A 16,241-nucleotide genomic window follows, 5' to 3' on the forward strand; every position below is an offset into this window, starting at 1 on the left:
GCCGTTCCTCGGCCCATACACCGAGGCATGTCCCAGTTGAGCCGCTCCCGCCGGCTCCCTTGCCGGCCGAACTGGGACACGCTCAGACTCGCTCCGCCGCATGTCCCAGTTGAGCCGCCTCAGCCGGCTGGTATCCCGGCCCAAGTGGGACACGGAGGCTGACGCGGCGCAGCGCGTTAGGCGTCGAAGCCGTCGACGATCAGGTCGATGAGCTCCTCGCGTTCCTCGACCGGCAGGAAGGAGCCCGCGGCGGCGTTGAGCTGGAAGGTCTCGAGGTCGTCGAGATCGTAGTCGAACGTGTCCACCAGCAGGCCGAGCTCGCGGGTCAGCGACGTGCGGCTCATGGTGCGGTTGTCGACGTTGACCGTGACGGCGAAGCCGAGCTGGTAGAGCAGGTCGAACGGGTGGTCACCGAGCTCGGTGCCCCACGCCGCGATCGCACCCGTCTGCAGATTGGATGTCGGGGACAGCTCGAGCGGGATCTCCCGGTCGCGCACCCAGCGCGCGAGGTCGCCGAACTGCACCATGACCTCTTCGCCCGAGCGCGAGACGACCTCGAGGTCCTCCGCGATGCGCACGCCGTGCCCGAGCCGCAGCGCGCGGCCGTCGATCAGGGCCGAGCGGATCGAGTCGAGGCCCGCGGCCTCCCCAGCGTGCACCGTCACGGGGAAGAACTCCGACGCGAGGTAGTCGAACGCCTCCCGATGCCGTGACGGCAGGAAGCCGTCCTCCGGCCCCGCGATGTCGAACCCGGCGGCCCCGCGCCCCCGGAACGCCACGGCCAGCTTCGCGATCTCGAGCGAGCGGTCGGTGTGGCGCATCGCCGTGATCAGCTGGCCGACACGGATGCCGCCGCCTGCACGCTCGGCGGCGTGCTCGGCCTCCTCGATGCCCGCCTGCACGGCATCCACCGCCTGTTCGAGCGACAGGCCGCCGCCCAGGTGCTGCTCGGGCGCCCAGCGCACCTCCCCGTAGATGACGCCGTCCTCGACGAGATCCTCGACGAACTCCCGGGCCACGCGGGTGAGACCCTCGCGGGTCTGCATGACGGCCGTCGTGAGGTCGAACGTCTTGAGGTACTCGACGAGCGAGCCCGAATCGCTCTTCTCGGCGAACCAGTCCGCGAGCGCGGCCGGATCGGTTTCGGGCACCTCGACACCGGCGTCCTCGGCCAGTTCGATGATCGTCGCCGGGCGCACGGCGCCGTCGAGGTGATCGTGCAGCGAGATCTTTGGGAGGGCGCGGATGGACATCCCCTGGACCTGCGGGTCCCCTGCCTGGTCTATCGACATATGTGTGTCTCCTTGATCGGCTCTAGGCGGTGATGCGCTCGCGCACCAGGGATCCGGGGGCGGCGCCGTCCGGCAGGGCGTCACCGATCTCCCACGCGCCGCCCAGGGCGCCGAGCGCCCGGTCGAAGCGCGAGGGATCATCGGCGAGGAGCGTGAAGAGCGGCTGTCCCGCGACGACGCGATCGCCCGGCTTCGCGTGCAGATCGATGCCGGCGGCGTGGATGACGGGATCCGCCGCGCGCGCACGACCGGCGCCGAGGCGCCACGCCGCGATGCCGAACGGAAGCGCTTCGAGGCGCGTGACGAAGCCGTCGCGGTCGGCCACGACCGTCTGCGTCTCGCGCGGCACGGGCAGCGCGGCATCCGGGTCGCCGCCCTGGGCGCGGATCAACGCGTTCCACGAGTCCATGGCACGACCGTCGACCAGCGCGGCCTCGACGTCGGCGTCGGGCTGACCGGCGAGGGCGAGCATCTCGCGCGCCAGCGCGATCGTCAGCTCGACGACATCCGCGGGTCCGCCCCCGGCGAGCACCTCGACCGATTCGCGCACCTCGTTGGCGTTTCCGATGGCAAGCCCCAGCGGGGTGTCCATGTCGGTCAGCAGAGCCGTCGTCGCCACGCCCGAGTCGGTGCCGAGCTCGACCATCGTGCGCGCGAGTTCGCGGGCGCGATCGATGTCGTGCATGAACGCGCCCGAGCCGAACTTCACATCGAGCACGAGCGCGTCGGTGCCCTCGGCGATCTTCTTCGACATGATGCTCGAGGCGATCAGCGGGATCGCCTCGACGGTGCCGGTGACATCGCGCAGCGCGTAGAGCTTCTTGTCGGCCGGCGCGAGCCCCGACCCGGCGGCGCAGATGGCCGCCCCGACGTCGCGCAGCTGCGCGAACATCTCGTCGTTGGAGAGCGCGGCCCGCCACCCCGCGATCGACTCGAGCTTGTCGAGGGTGCCGCCGGTGTGCCCGAGCCCGCGACCGCTCAGCTGCGGCACGGCGACACCGAACGCGGCCACGAGCGGGACGAGCGGCAGGGTGATCTTGTCGCCGACACCCCCGGTCGAGTGCTTGTCGACGGTCTTCTTGCCGAGACCGTCGAAGCTCATCCGCTCGCCGGAGTCGATCATGGCGTCGGTCATCACGCGGATCTCGTCGCGCGACATCCCGTTCAGCAGCACCGCCATCGCGAACGACGACATCTGCGCATCCATCACGAAGCCGCGGGTGTACGCGTCGATCATCCAGCGCAGCGCGTCGTGCGGGACCTGTTCGCCATCACGCTTGGCGCGGATGACATCGACCGCATCGAAGGGCTCGATTGCCCCCGGTCCCTGGGCCTGTCGAAGGAAGTTCATCGCGCCGCCTCCTCCAGATCGTGGGGCCCGAACGCGTCGGGGAGCACCTCGTCGATGGTGCGGATGCCGGACACGGTCTCGAGCAGCATTCCGGGGATCGCGTGCTCGAACAGCAGCTGTCGGCAGCGGCCGCAGGGCATCAGCGTGCGCCCCTCGCCGTCGACGCACACGAACGCGACCAGTCGGCCGCCGCCCGACATGAAGAGATCGCCGACGAGCGCGCACTCCGCGCACAGGGTCACGCCGTACGACGCATTCTCGACGTTGCAGCCCGAGACGATCCGGCCGTCGCCGACCAGCGCGGCGGCCCCGACCTTGAAGCGGGAGTACGGGGCATACGCCTTTCGCATCGCCACCGTCGCGACGGCGCGCAACTCGTCCCAGTCGATGTCGGTCATGGTTGTGGCTCCTGGCATGGTGATCCGATGTCGCGGCGTCGGCCGCGTCATCCCTTGATGTACGGTTTGCCGTCGGCGGCAGGGGCCCTTGACTTGCCGACCACACCGGCCACCACGAAGATCGTCACGAGGTACGGCAGCATCAGCATGAACTCGCTCGGCACCGACGATCCGATGATGTTGAGGGTGTTCTGCAGGCTCGAGGCGAATCCGAAGAGGAGCGCCGCGAGGGTCGCCTTGACCGGATCCCACTGCCCGAAGATCACGGCCGCGAGGGCGATGAAGCCGACACCGCCGGTCATCTCCTTGTTGAACGGGATGGCCGCGCCGATCGTGAACACGGTGCCGCCGATCCCCGCGATCGCACCCGCGAGGAGGACGTTCCAGAAGCGCGTGGCGTTCACCTTGATGCCGACCGTGTCCGCCGCCTGGGGGTGCTCGCCGACGGCCCGGAGCCGCAGCCCCCACCGGGTGTGGAACATCCCGACATAGACGAGCGCGACGGCCGCGTACATCAGGTAGACGACGATCGTCTGCCGGAAGAGCACGGGACCGATCACCGGGATCTCGCCGAGCAGTGGAATGGGGATGCGGTCGAAACGCGGCGGAGTGTTCAGGAGCGCAGCGTTCGGCTGCAGCACCTGCGAATAGAGGAAGCTCGTGAGCCCGATGACGAGCACGTTGAGGACGACGCCGACGATCACCTGGTCGACCACGTACTTGATCGCGAACGCCGCGAGCACGAAAGCGACGAGCACGCCGGCCACCATCGCCGCGAGCAGGCCGAGGAGGGGCTGTCGAGTGATCGACGCGACGACCGCGGCGCTGAAGGCGCCGGCGAGCAGCTGGCCTTCGATCGCGATGTTGACGACGCCCGCGCGCTCGCCGATGACGCCGCCCAGCGCGCCGTAGATGAGCGGCACCGCGAGGGCGATCGTCCCGGCCAGCAGCCCGACCACGGGGATCGTCGCTCCCGAAGCCGCCCACGCGAGGAAGCCGAGAACGAGCGTCACGATGAAGACGATGATGATCCACAGCGGCGTGCGCGCAGCGGATCGGACGAAGAACGCGGATGCGGCCGCCAGAAGCACGAGTACGCCGAAGCACACCCACGTCGTCAGTGCGACCGGCACGACGAGCGCGGGCAGCTGGATGAGGTCCGCCTCGGTGGACACCCGGAAGGCGGTTTCGCCGCCCCGCGGGGCGAACAGCAGCAGGAGCCCGAAGAGCGCCGCGAAGATGGCGAGGCCGATCGGCGCCTTCCAGCTGCGGATGACGGCAAGATCTGATGTCTCGGCGCCGCCGCTGGGCATGAGACCTGCCGTGGAGACCGTCGGGGTGCTCACTTGGCCGCCCCCTCGACGTCGGACTCGACGCGCGCGGTGAGCGCCTTTTCACGCGCCTTCTCCTGCCGGCGCCGATCGCGTTCGGGAGACGGGAGGAAGAAGATCGTTCGCACGAGGGGCGGCGCCGCGATGAACAGGACGATGAGCGACTGCACAACCGTGACGATGTCGATCGGAATCTGCTCGGCGGCCTGCATGCCGAAACCGCCGGCTTTGAACGCGCCGAACAGGATGCCGGCCGCGAACGTTCCCCACGGCGTGGAACGGCCGAGCAGCGCGACGGTGATGGCATCGAATCCGATGCCCGCGTCGATGTCGATCGTGAATCCCGAGGTGATCGTGCCGAGCACCTGGTTCACCCCCGCGAGACCGACGAGCGCGCCCGAGATGAGCATTCCGAACAGGTACATGTTCTTGACGTTGATGCCCGCGACCCGCGCGGCGTTCGGGTTCTCGCCGACCGCCCGGAATTGGAACCCGAGGCTCGAGCGGCTGAGGATCCACCACACCAGGAATGTCGCGGCGATCGAGAGGATGAAGCCGAAGTGAAGATTGAACTGCGGGCCGAGCAGACCCGGCAGAATCGCCGTGTCTTTCGAGGCCGGGGAGGTGGGATTGTTCGACCCCGGCGCCTGGAGCAGCCCCGGGGTTCGCAGCATCCAGAGCACGAGGTAGACCGCGACGTAGTTCAGCATGATCGTCACGATCACCTCGTGCGCACCGGTGCGTGCCTTCAGGAGCCCGGCGATTCCGGCCCATAACGCGCCGGCGGCCACACCCACCACGAGCGCGACGATCATGTGGATGCCCCACGGGAGATCGAACGAGAACGCCACCCAGCTCGCGCCGGCGGACGCCATCAGCATCTGCCCCCGGCCGCCGATGTTGAACATGCCGATGCGGAAGGCCAGGGCGACGCCGAGCCCGGCCGCGATCAGCGGGGTCGCGAAGGTGAGGGTCTCGGTGAAGGGCCGGATGGCGCGCGCGAAGGTGGGAGCACCGAAGTTGTACACGGCGCTCTGGAAGAGCGCGCTGTACGCCCCCGACACGGCATCCCAGATCGCGGCGAACGTGTCGGCGGGGCGCGAGAAGAAGTATCCCGCCGATGCCTGGACATCCTCGTCGGTGGCGGCGATCATGATTCCGCCGACGATGAGAGCCAGCACGATCGCGAGCACCGAGATGATCGCGTTGCCCTGGGTGATCCGGAGGAACGTGTCGTGCCACTTCCCCGGCGGCGGTGCGTCGGTCTTGTCGGTCGAGGCGATCACGCGGCAGCCCCTTCCCCGGCGGCGGGCTCGCCCGCCATCATCAGGCCGAGCACGTCGCGAGGAGTGTTCCCTGGAACGACCCCCACGATCCGTCCGCGATACATGACCATGATCCGATCGGCCAGAGCGGTGACCTCGTCCAGCTCCGTCGAGACCACGATGACCGGGACGCCGGCGTCGCGCGTTTCGACGATGCGCTTGTGGATGAACTCGATCGAGCCGACATCGACGCCGCGCGTGGGCTGCGCGGCGACGAAGAGGGAGAGATCGCGACTGAGCTCGCGGGCGAGGACCACCTTCTGCTGGTTGCCGCCCGACAGCGTGCCCACCGGTGTGTCGATGCTCTGTGCTCGAACGTCGAACTCGCGAAAACGCTCGTTCGCGAAATCTGTGAGGGTCCGGCGCTGTACGTTCCACGCCCTGACGAAGGGCTCGCCGTTGGCGCGGTCGAGCATGAGGTTCTCGGCGATCGTGAATGCGCCGACGAGCCCATCCTCGGTGCGATCCTCGGGCACGAAGCCGACGCCCTCGTCGAGGATGCGACGAACGCTTCTGCCGACGAGCTGCTCGCCATCGAGCTTCGCCGATCCCCGCACCAGCGGCTCGAGCCCGATGAGCGCCTGGGCGAGTTCGGTCTGGCCGTTGCCCTGCACGCCGGCGATCGCCAGGATCTCGCCACCCGTGACATCGAAGCTCACGTCGTTGACGACGACGTGACCGAAGGTGTCGATGACGGTGAGGTTCTCTACGACGAGGGCGTGGTCGTTGAGGCGCGGTGGTTCCTTGTGGACGGTGAGCTCGACAGCGCGCCCCACCATCATCGAGGCGAGCTCGGCGTTGGAGGCCCCCGGTGAGGCCTCACCCACCACCTTGCCGAGTCGGATGACGGTGATGCGGTCGGCCACCTCGCGCACCTCGCGGAGCTTGTGCGTGATGAACACGATCGACGCGCCGGTCGCCTTGAGCTGGCGCATGATCTCCATGAGCTCGTCGGTCTCCTGCGGCGTCAGCACGGCCGTGGGTTCGTCGAAGACCAGCACCTTCGCGTCGCGGGAGAGGGCTTTGATGATCTCCACCCGCTGCTGCACGCCGACCGGCAGGTCCTCGACGAGCGCGTCGGGGTCGACGTGGAACCCGAATCGGGCAGCGATCTCACGCACCCGGTCGCGCGCGGCATCCAGATCGAGCAGTCCTCCGGCGCGTGTGCTCTCGTGACCGAGCATGACGTTCTCGGCGACGGTGAAAACGGGAATGAGCATGAAGTGCTGGTGCACCATCCCGATGCCGGCGCGCATCGCATCGCCCGGGCCGCGAAAATTCTGCACGTGATCGTCGAGGACGATGACGCCTTCCTCGGCCGTGTACAGGCCATAAAGAACGTTCATCAGGGTCGATTTCCCGGCGCCGTTCTCGCCGAGAAGGCAGTGGATCTCGCCCGGCTCGACCACGAGATCGATGTGGTCGTTCGCAACGAGGTCGCCGAACCGCTTCGTGATCCCTCGGAGCTCGAGCTTCATGGTCGCAATCCTAGTAACGGGGGTGCGTCGATGCACCGACGGAATCGCGGGCGCGACGCCCGCTCACAGCGCAGTGGGGAGACCGGCGAACCGGCCTCCCCACTGGTGTCGAAACCTACTCCGACAGGTAGGACGTGACGGGGATCGATCCGTCGATGATGCCGGCCGTGATCGTGTCGAGCTCACCTTGAAGGTCGGGCGAGACCTTGTCTTCGAAGTCGTGGAAGGGGGCGATTCCCACGCCCTCGTCCTCGAGGACACCGACGTACGGGGTGGCATCGAAGTTGCCCTCGCCGGCCTCGATGATCGCCTTCGAGACACCCACGTCGATCGCCTTGCGGATCGAGGTGAGCAGCAGGTCCGCGACGGACGGGTCGGTCTCGAACACGTCGGCGTCGACACCGAGCAGCGCGACGTCCTTGCCGGAATCGCGGATGACGGACGCTGCGCTCAGGTAGATGCCACCACCCACGGGCAGGATCACATCGGCGCCCTGGTCGATGAGCCCGCGCACGGCGTTCTCGGCGGCCGGGTCGGGAACGAACGCGTCGGTGAAGACGCCGTCGGTGCCATCCCAGCCGAGCACCTTCACGGTGTCGCCCTTCTGCTCGTTCCAGTAGTCCACGCCCTGCTTGAAGCCGTCCATGAAGATGGTGACCGTCGGGAACGGCTTGCCGCCGTACGTGCCGACGACCTTCGACTTCGAGTACGAGGCCGAGGCGTAGCCGGCCAGGAAGGCCGCCTGCGCGGTGTCGAAGATGACCGGCTTGATGTTCGGGAAGTCCGTCTCGCCGTCGAAGTCGGTGTCGACGATGTCGTCGACCGAGACGAACTGCACTTCGGGGTTCGCCTGGGCAGCCTCGGCTGCCGCCGCCGCCAGGTCGAAGCCGACCGTGACCACGAGGGTGCAGTTCTGGTCGAGGACGCTCTGAATGTTGGGGGCGAAATCCGACGTCGTGTTCGACTCGACGGCGATGTTCTCGACGCCCAGGTCTTCGCTGGCCTGCTCGAGGCCCTCCAGGCCGAGCTGGTTGAAGGACTTGTCGTCGAATCCGCCGGTACCCGAGACCATGCAGGGCAGGAAGCCCTCGACGGCGCCGCCGCCGGGTTCCTCGGTTGCGTCGGTCTCCGGCGGGGGCGCTGCGCAACCGGCCAGGGCCACGAAGACGCTCGCAGCCAGAAGTCCGCCGAGCACTCTCTTACGGGTTGAAATGGTCAACTCAGCCTCCCAGGGATGCACCCGCGGACCTCGCGGGTGACGGTACGAAGTTACCCAGTGTGACGGCTCATTTGCATGCGCGGCGGCTTCGGGCGGGCCAATGGTTACAAAGACGCAATGTGTCGATACACCGTCGACTCCGTCGGCGGCATTCGACACGGCGCAGTGCCGTCACGAGGATGCCGCCGCCCGCACCCGGCGGGCGTCAGAGCACGTCGTCGCGGCCGGTGAGCTTCAGGGCGTCGACGACGCCCTTGACGCGCTGCGCGTGCTCGCTCGTCGTGACGAGGAGGGCGTCCTCGGTGTCGACCACCACGATGTCCTTGACGCCGATGAGGCTGATGACCCGCCGCGTCTGGCTGACGACGATGCCGCTGGATGCGTCCGAGAGGATGCGCGCGTTCTCACCCAGGATCGCAAGGTCGTTGCCGCGGCCGTGCGAATTGAGCTTGGCGAGGCTCGCGAAGTCCCCGACGTCATCCCATTCGAAGTGGCCCGGCACGACGGCGAGGCGGCCCTTCTCGGCCGCCGGCTCGGCCACGGCGTAATCGATGGCGATCTTCTTGATGGTCGGCCACACCCGGTCGACGACGGGTCCGCGGGCCTCGCGGTCGTCCCAGACCTCCGCGAGGTCCATCAGCCCGGCGTACAGCTCGGGTTCGTTCTCGGCGATCTCGCCGAGCAGCACATCGGCCCGGGCGATGAACATTCCCGCGTTCCAGAGGAAGGAGCGGTCGGTGAAGTACTGCTTCGCGGTCTCGAGGTCGGGCTTTTCCACGAACCTCTCGACGAACGCCGCCTCGGGCGCGGCATCCACGATCAGCTCGCCGCCCTTCTTGATGTAACCGAAGCCCACCGAGGCCTCCGTGGGCGGGATGCCCAGCGTGCAGATGTAGCCCTCCTCCGCCACCGCGACCGCCTGGCGCACGGCGTGGTCGAAGAGGCGCGTGCCGCGGATCACGTGGTCGGCGGCGAACGAGCCGATGATCACGTCAGGCTCGCGCCGGGCGAGGATGGCGGCGGCCAGTCCGATCGCGGCGGCCGAGTCCCGCGGCTCGGACTCGAGGATGACGTTGTGGTCTTCGATGCCCGGCAGCTCTCGTTCCACCGCGGCCCGGTGCGCGCGGCCCGTGACCACCGCGATCCTGCCCTCTCCCGCGAGCGGTTCGAGTCGGTCCCACGTGTCGCGCAGGAGCGTCCGGCCCGACCCCGTGAGGTCGTGCAGGAACTTCGGCGCGTCGGCTCGTGACAGCGGCCAGAGGCGGCTGCCGATGCCCCCGGCGGGGATGACGGCGTAGAAACCAGGAATCGATTCGGCCATGCGCACAGGGTACCCGGGCGGTGTGACGCGCCGAGACATCTCGATGTCGAGATAGTTAGGACTGCCTCATTCGCCCCCTCCCGGCCGCAGGAATAGGATGAGGGCGAGCGCCCGCGCGGGTGCGGGGCAGCGTCGGCTCCGCCGACGGCGCGGGGTGCGGGGCAGCGCAGGCCCCGCCGACGATGAAACCAGGGAGGACGACCGTGTCTGCAGGAACACGCGTGACACCGTCGGTATCGGACACCACATCGAGGGTTCCCCGGGGAACCCTCTATCGCGGTCGAGAAGGCATGTGGTCGTGGGTGCTGCACCGCATCACGGGCGTCGCCATCTTCTTCTTCCTGCTGGTGCACGTGCTCGACACCGCCCTCATCCGCGTGTCCCCCGAGGCGTACAACGCGGTGCTCGGCACCTACAAGAACCCCATCATGGGGCTCGGCGAGGTCGTGCTCGTCGCCGCCATCGCGTTCCACGCGTTCAACGGGCTCCGCATCATCGTCGTCGACTTCTGGTCGAAGGGCGCGCAGTACCAGCGCCAGCTGTTCTGGGGCGTTCTGGGCATCTGGGCCGTGACGATGCTCGCCTTCACGCCCCGACACCTCATGAACGTCTTCGCTGGAGGGGGACACTGATGGCCACCGCCGGAATGGGCGCCGACGCCCTCGCCGCCCCCCGCTCCTCGCGCATCGCCCCCCGCAACCGAGGCGCCAACCTCGAGAAGTGGGGCTGGATCTACATGCGCGTCTCGGGCGTGCTGCTGATCGTGCTCATCTTCGGGCACCTCTTCGTGAACCTCATGGTCGACGACGGCATCCACGCACTCGACTTCGCGTTCGTCGCCGGCAAGTTCGCCACCCCGTTCTGGCAGTGGTGGGATGTCGCGATGCTCTGGCTCGCCCTCATCCACGGCGCCAACGGCATGCGCACGATCGTGAACGACTACGTCACGACCCCCAGGCTGCGCCGCGTGCTCGTCTGGGCCATCGCGCTCTCGGCGGGATTCCTGATCGTGCTCGGCACGCTGGTCGTCTTCACATTCGACCCGTGCCTGGGCGTCACCGAGGACAGCACGCTGTGGACGACCTGCCAGGCCGCGGCATGATCTCGCCGATCGACACGAAGAAGGCTCTCACCAAGTGACCACGCAGACCACCGACTCCGTCGTGCGCGACGGGGTTCACTACCACCAGTTCGACATCGTCATCGTGGGCGCCGGTGGCGCCGGGATGCGCGCGGCGATCGAGGCCGGCCCCGGCGCGAAGACCGCCGTGATCTCCAAGCTCTACCCGACGCGCTCGCACACCGGTGCGGCGCAAGGCGGCATGGCCGCGGCGCTCGCGAACGTCGAAGAGGACTCGTGGGAGTGGCACACGTTCGACACTGTCAAGGGCGGCGACTACCTCGTCGATCAGGATGCGGCGGAGATCCTCGCGAAAGAGGCCATCGACGCGGTCATCGACCTCGAGAACATGGGCCTGCCGTTCAACCGCACGCCGGAAGGCAAGATCGACCAGCGCCGGTTCGGCGGGCACACGGCCGACCACGGCAAGACCCCAGTGCGCCGCGCCTGCTACGCCGCCGACCGCACGGGCCACATGATCCTGCAGACACTGTTCCAGAACTGCGTCAAGCTCGGCATCAACTTCTTCAACGAGTTCTACGTGCTCGACCTCATCACCGTGAAGGACGACGCGGGCGGCACCCGGATCGCGGGCGTCGTCGCCTACGAGCTCGCCACCGGCGACCTGCACGTCTTCCAGTCGAAGGCCGTGATCTTCGCCACCGGCGGCTTCGGCAAGATCTACAAGACGACATCCAATGCCCACACCCTCACGGGAGACGGCGTCGGCATCATCTGGCGCAAGGGCCTGCCGCTCGAAGACATGGAGTTCTTCCAGTTCCACCCGACCGGTCTCGCCGGCCTCGGCATCCTGCTGACCGAAGGCGCCCGCGGCGAGGGCGCGATCCTCCGCAACGTCTCGGGCGAGCGCTTCATGGAGCGCTACGCGCCCACCATCAAGGACCTCGCCCCCCGCGACATCGTCAGCCGCTGCATGCAGCAGGAGGTCGCGGAGGGCCGCGGCGCCGGCCCGCACCGCGACTACGTGCTGCTGGACTGCACGCACCTGGGCGCCGAGGTGCTCGAGACGAAACTCCCCGACATCACCGAGTTCGCGCGCACCTACCTGGGTGTCGACCCCGTGGTCGAGCCCGTGCCGGTGATGCCGACCGCGCATTACGCCATGGGCGGCATCCCGACGAACAACGACGCGCAAGTGCTCTCGAACAACACGACCGTCGTTCCCGGCCTCTACGCCGCCGGCGAGTGCGCGTGCGTGTCCGTGCACGGCTCCAACCGCCTCGGCACGAACTCGCTGCTCGATATCAACGTGTTCGGCAAGCGCGCGGGCAAGAACGCGGTCGCGTATGTGCAGGATGCCGAATTCGTGGCGCTCCCGGAGGATCCGGCCAAGGAGGTGCGCGAGCTCATCGAGGGCCTGCGCAATAACCAGGGCACCGAGCGCATCGCTGTGCTGCGCAAGACGCTGCAGGACGAGATGGACAAGAACGCGCAGGTGTTCCGCACCGAGGACTCGCTCAAGCACATGCTCGGCGTGATCGAGGATCTCCGCAGCCGCTTCCTGAACATCCACGTCGACGACAAGGGCAAGCGGTACAACACCGATCTGCTCGAGGCCGTCGAGCTCGGGTTCCTGCTCGATCTCGCCGAGGTCGTCGTCTACACGGCGCGCAACCGCAAGGAGAGCCGCGGCGGCCACATGCGGGACGATTTCCCGAACCGCGACGACGCCGAGTACATGAAGCACACGATGGCCTATCTGACCGGCGACCCGCACTCGTCGCAGGCCGATGACCACATCTCGCTCGACTGGAAGCCCGTGGTCATCACGCGCTACCAGCCCATGGAGAGGAAGTACTAGCCGTGACGACCGCGACGGACATCATCGAACGCACCGACGCCGACGCCGGCATCATCGCCGCCGAGGCGCGTGACGACGACACCGGCATCCAGTCCTTCCTCGTCACCTTCATCATCCGGCGCTTCGACCCCGAGGTCGACGACGAGCCGCGCTGGGTCGACTACGACGTCGAGCTGTACTCCACCGACCGCGTACTCGATGCCCTGCACAAGATCAAGTGGGAGGTCGACGGGTCGCTCTCGTTCCGCCGCTCGTGCGCGCACGGCATCTGCGGCTCGGATGCGATGCGCATCAACGGCCGCAACCGCCTCGCCTGCAAGACGCTCATCAAGGACCTCGACATCTCGCAGCCGATCTACGTCGAGGCGATCAAGGGACTGCCGCTCGAGAAGGACCTCATCGTCGACATGGAGCCGTTCTTCGCGTCGTTCCGCGAGGTGCAGCCGTTCCTGATCGCCAGCTCGGTTCCCGAGAAGGGCAAGGAGCGCATCCAGTCGATCGTCGACCGCGAGGTCTTCGACGACACCACGAAGTGCATCCTGTGCGCCGCGTGCACGTCGTCGTGCCCCGTGTTCTGGACCGACGGGCAGTACTTCGGCCCGGCCGCAATCGTCAACGCGCACCGGTTCATCTTCGACTCGCGCGACGATGCGGGCGACGTGCGGCTCGACATCCTGAACGACAAGGAGGGAGTGTGGCGCTGCCGCACGACCTTCAACTGCACCGAGGCGTGCCCGCGCGGCATCGAGGTCACGAAGGCGATCGCCGAGGTCAAGCAGGCAGTGCTCCGCGGGCGGTAGCCGGTATGCTCCGAGCGTGAGCACAGTCGCCGGTCCGCATCGTTCAGTGAGCTTCGTCCAAGTGAGCTTCGTCCAGTGAGCTTCGTCCGTTGAGCGCCGCCGCGCCCACATCCCGTGCACGTCGGTCGCGCACCGTCGTCACCGGCGCCTACGCAGCCCAGGGCCTCGGCTACGCGGTCGTGGTGACGTCGCTGCCCGTCTTCAAAGAGCGGTTCGGCGTCGACGACACGGTCGTGGCGCTCATCGTGCTGCTCAGCTGCGCCGCGGCCGCCGCGGGCTCGGTCGTGGCCGACCTGCTCGCGAAGTGGCGCGGGAGCCGCATCGCCCTGTCCGCCGGGCTGATGCTCGAAGTTGCGGGTCTCCTGCTCTTCGGAACCGAGACCCCGTTCGCCGTCTTCATCGGCGGTTTCGTCGCCTACAGCATCGGCCTCGGAGTCGTCGACGCTTCGGGCGCCATGCAGGGCGTGCTCACCCAGCGCCGCTACGGACGGGACATCATGGGCGGCTACTTCGCCGCGGCCACCGGGGCAGCGATCGTCGGGGCACTCGCCGTCGCCGGCGGCTCCGCCCTCGCCCTGCCCCCGTGGACCGCCATCCTGCTCGCCGCGGCCGTGGCAGGCGTCGTCGGGGTGCTGGGGCTGAGGCGCTTCGATCGCACGCGCGCCGCCACCCCGATCGGCTCCGCGTCGAAGGTCCCCCTCCCCCGGGCGAGCATCTGGCTGTTCGGCTTCGTCATCCTGGCCGCCTTCACGCTCGACTCCGGTGTCAGCACGTGGAGCACCGTGTACCTGCACGACGACCTGCTCGCCGCCGCGGCGATCGCGCCGCTCGGCTACGCGGCGTATCAGGGTGCGGTGCTCGTCACCCGGCTGGTCACCGACCGCGCGACGCTCCGGTGGACTCGCCTGCGCGTCGTCGTGGTGGCGACGAGCGTCTCGATCATCGGCTGCATCGTCGTCGCCTTCGTGCCGTTCGTCTGGGCGGCGATCGTCGGTTTCGCCCTTGCGGGCGTCGGCGTCGGCGCGCTCGTGCCCCTTGCCTTCACGTCGGCGGGCGCGTTGATGCCGGCCCGCGGCGACGAGGTTATCGCGCGAGTCAACCTTTTCAACTATGCCGGAGCGGTGGTCGGCGCGGTGCTGATCGGCCTGCTCGCGGATGGCCCGGGCCTGGGCCTCGCGTTCCTGCTTCCGGCCGCCGCTCTTGTCGGCGTGCTGTTCGTCGCCCGGCGCTTCCGCGCGCCCGTCCCGTCCGCCGAGGTCGAGACAGCGGTGCCTCGCTAGGGTGATGGTGTGTCCGACAAGCCCGCACGCCCTGCGTCGGGCATTGACGCGGCATCCCCCGTGTCGCCTGAGTCGCCACCGGCGGCCCCTGCGTGGCGCGAACGATTCGAAGAGCCGGTCGAGCGGGCGACGGAGCTCACCCGCCGCACTCTCGCGTGGTTTCCGGTGCGAGTCTGGCGGCACTTCCTCGCCCATAACGGGTTCCTGCTCGCTGCGGGGGTGAGCTACCAGGCCCTCTTCGCCATCTTCGCCGCGATCTACCTCGCCTTCGCGATCGCGGGCATCGCCGTCGGCTCGAGCGATGCCCTCACGCAGAATCTGATCGATGTGATCAACGCCTACATCCCCGGCCTGATCGCCGATGGGGGTGCCATCACCCCCAAGCAGATCGAGTCGATCACCGCAACGAGCGCGAGCCTGTTCGGGTTCACGGGCAGCGTCGCACTCGTGGCCCTGATCTGGACCGCGATCGGCTGGGTGACGTACTCCCGCTACGCCGTACGCGACATCTTCGGGCTGCCCAAGGAGCCCCGTCCGTACGTGCTCATGAAGGCGCGCGACCTCCTGGCAGCCGTCATCTTCGGCCTCGCCCTGTTGCTGGGCGCGGCCCTCGGTGGGCTCTCGACCTGGGCGCTCGACAGCTTCTTCGCGCTGCTCGGGCTGGAGGTCGACTCGTTCTGGTACGAATCGGTCGGACGGATCACCGCGCTTCTCGTGGCGTTCGCCGTCGATGCGGGGGCGCTGGCCGCCCTGTTCCGCTTTCTCTCCGGCACGTCTCTGCGCTGGCGGCTGATCTGGCCCGGGTCGCTCCTCGGCGGCGCGGCGATCGTCGTGGTGCAGATCGGTGCGGGGTGGCTCTTCGCGCGCGGTCCGTCGAACCCGCTCCTGGCGACCTTCGCGGTGTTCATCGGGCTGCTGCTGTGGTTCCGCCTGGTCGGGATCATCACGCTCGTCGCGGCCGCATGGATCGCCGTCGCCGCCCAGGACGCGAACGTTCCGCTGACGCCGATGTCGGAGTACGAACGGCAGCTGGCGGAGTACAAGGCGCTCGTGGTGGCGGCCGAGGTCCGCGTGCGGGAGGCGCGCGCCGAGCGCGATACCGCGCCGTGGGTGCGGGCGTGGATGGCTGATCGTGCCGTCCGGCGGGCGGAGGACGAACTCGCGCGCGTGAAGACCCTGGAACCCGCGCCGAAGAAGGCGCGCGGCTTGCTCGATCCCCCGGCGCATCCGGCCGGACCGGAGAGTTCCGGCGTCGGGGGCGGTCGGTAGGCTGGAACGTATGCCCCGCCGCGTACGCATCGCCTCTGTCAACGTCAACGGCGTCCGAGCCGCCGCCCGGAAGGGCATGCACCCCTGGCTCGAGACGGCGGATGTCGACATCCTGACTCTTCAGGAGGTTCGCGCGAGCGCGGCAGATCTGGCGGCCGCCCTGCCGGGATGGACGATCGTGGGCGACGAGGCGCTCGCGAAGGGTCGCGCGGGGGTCGCGATCGCGAGCCGCACG

Annotated in this window: 15 protein-coding genes; 7 read left to right on the forward strand and 8 right to left on the reverse strand. The window is 68.4% G+C overall.

The window, feature by feature from the left end; translation table 11 throughout:
* Positions 1-176: 176 nt before the first annotated feature.
* From VNT50_RS00125 to VNT50_RS00160, 8 genes are all read right to left on the reverse strand, one after another.
* On the reverse strand, positions 177-1,292 hold the full coding sequence (locus VNT50_RS00125) for an adenosine deaminase (protein WP_325483080.1): 1,116 nt from the start codon (positions 1,290-1,292) through the stop codon (positions 177-179).
* Positions 1,293-1,314: 22 nt separating this feature from the next.
* Complete coding sequence (locus VNT50_RS00130) at positions 1,315-2,643, reverse strand: thymidine phosphorylase (RefSeq protein WP_325483081.1); 1,329 nt, start codon at positions 2,641-2,643, stop codon at positions 1,315-1,317.
* Positions 2,640-3,059, reverse strand: coding sequence for a cytidine deaminase (locus VNT50_RS00135; protein ID WP_325483082.1), 420 nt, complete (start codon positions 3,057-3,059; stop codon positions 2,640-2,642). Before VNT50_RS00135 ends, VNT50_RS00130 begins: the two co-directional genes overlap by 4 nt.
* Before the next feature lie 29 nt (positions 3,060-3,088).
* Complete coding sequence (locus VNT50_RS00140) at positions 3,089-4,354, reverse strand: ABC transporter permease (protein WP_325483092.1); 1,266 nt, start codon at positions 4,352-4,354, stop codon at positions 3,089-3,091.
* 29 nt (positions 4,355-4,383) lie between these two features.
* Positions 4,384-5,658 carry an ABC transporter permease gene (locus tag VNT50_RS00145; protein WP_414683913.1) on the reverse strand — a complete coding sequence of 425 codons (1,275 nt, stop codon included), beginning with the start codon at positions 5,656-5,658 and terminating at the stop codon, positions 4,384-4,386.
* Positions 5,655-7,175 (reverse strand): ABC transporter ATP-binding protein, encoded by a 1,521-nt coding sequence (locus tag VNT50_RS00150; protein WP_325483083.1) that lies wholly within the window; start codon positions 7,173-7,175, stop codon positions 5,655-5,657. Before VNT50_RS00150 ends, VNT50_RS00145 begins: the two co-directional genes overlap by 4 nt.
* 115 nt (positions 7,176-7,290) lie before the next feature.
* Positions 7,291-8,394 carry a BMP family lipoprotein gene (locus tag VNT50_RS00155; RefSeq protein WP_325483084.1) on the reverse strand — a complete coding sequence of 368 codons (1,104 nt, stop codon included), beginning with the start codon at positions 8,392-8,394 and terminating at the stop codon, positions 7,291-7,293.
* 205 nt (positions 8,395-8,599) lie between these two features.
* The gene (locus tag VNT50_RS00160; protein ID WP_325483085.1) at positions 8,600-9,715 is read right to left on the reverse strand and encodes a mannose-1-phosphate guanylyltransferase; all 1,116 of its coding nucleotides are present in this window, start codon (positions 9,713-9,715) and stop codon (positions 8,600-8,602) included.
* A 203-nt stretch (positions 9,716-9,918) separates the two neighbouring features.
* On the opposite strand from VNT50_RS00160, the gene sdhC reads away from it, so the two are divergent.
* The 7 genes from sdhC to VNT50_RS00195 form a co-directional block, all read left to right on the forward strand.
* Positions 9,919-10,347 (forward strand): succinate dehydrogenase, cytochrome b556 subunit, encoded by a 429-nt coding sequence (sdhC, locus tag VNT50_RS00165; RefSeq protein WP_325483086.1) that lies wholly within the window; start codon positions 9,919-9,921, stop codon positions 10,345-10,347.
* A 14-nt stretch (positions 10,348-10,361) separates the two neighbouring features.
* Positions 10,362-10,817: a succinate dehydrogenase hydrophobic membrane anchor subunit gene (locus VNT50_RS00170; RefSeq protein WP_414683914.1), complete on the forward strand. Its 456-nt coding sequence runs from the start codon at positions 10,362-10,364 to the stop codon at positions 10,815-10,817.
* A 34-nt stretch (positions 10,818-10,851) separates the two neighbouring features.
* On the forward strand, positions 10,852-12,657 hold the full coding sequence (gene sdhA, locus VNT50_RS00175) for a succinate dehydrogenase flavoprotein subunit (protein WP_325483088.1): 1,806 nt from the start codon (positions 10,852-10,854) through the stop codon (positions 12,655-12,657).
* A gap of 86 nt (positions 12,658-12,743) precedes the next feature.
* A complete protein-coding gene (locus VNT50_RS00180) occupies positions 12,744-13,457 on the forward strand; it encodes a succinate dehydrogenase iron-sulfur subunit (protein WP_414683915.1) in 714 nt (237 codons plus the stop codon).
* Positions 13,458-13,546: 89 nt separating this feature from the next.
* The gene (locus VNT50_RS00185; RefSeq protein WP_325483089.1) at positions 13,547-14,737 is read left to right on the forward strand and encodes an MFS transporter; all 1,191 of its coding nucleotides are present in this window, start codon (positions 13,547-13,549) and stop codon (positions 14,735-14,737) included.
* Positions 14,738-14,746: 9 nt separating this feature from the next.
* Positions 14,747-16,006: a YihY/virulence factor BrkB family protein gene (locus VNT50_RS00190; protein WP_325483090.1), complete on the forward strand. Its 1,260-nt coding sequence runs from the start codon at positions 14,747-14,749 to the stop codon at positions 16,004-16,006.
* 10 nt (positions 16,007-16,016) lie between these two features.
* Positions 16,017-16,241, forward strand: a 225-nt coding sequence (locus VNT50_RS00195) for an endonuclease/exonuclease/phosphatase family protein (protein ID WP_325483091.1), incomplete at its 3' end; no start/stop codon positions are given.

Source organism: Microbacterium sp., assembly GCF_035554235.1.
Taxonomy (GTDB): domain Bacteria; phylum Actinomycetota; class Actinomycetes; order Actinomycetales; family Microbacteriaceae; genus Microbacterium.

Coding starts and splice junctions, on each gene's coding strand:
- VNT50_RS00125 (WP_325483080.1), bottom strand. CDS start 1,292: ATGTCGATAGACCAGGCAGGGGACCCGCAGGTCCAGGGGATGTCCATC.
- VNT50_RS00130 (WP_325483081.1), bottom strand. CDS start 2,643: ATGAACTTCCTTCGACAGGCCCAGGGACCGGGGGCAATCGAGCCCTTC.
- VNT50_RS00135 (WP_325483082.1), bottom strand. CDS start 3,059: ATGCCAGGAGCCACAACCATGACCGACATCGACTGGGACGAGTTGCGC.
- VNT50_RS00140 (WP_325483092.1), bottom strand. CDS start 4,354: ATGCCCAGCGGCGGCGCCGAGACATCAGATCTTGCCGTCATCCGCAGC.
- VNT50_RS00150 (WP_325483083.1), bottom strand. CDS start 7,175: ATGAAGCTCGAGCTCCGAGGGATCACGAAGCGGTTCGGCGACCTCGTT.
- VNT50_RS00160 (WP_325483085.1), bottom strand. CDS start 9,715: ATGGCCGAATCGATTCCTGGTTTCTACGCCGTCATCCCCGCCGGGGGC.
- VNT50_RS00170 (WP_414683914.1), top strand. CDS start 10,362: ATGGGCGCCGACGCCCTCGCCGCCCCCCGCTCCTCGCGCATCGCCCCC.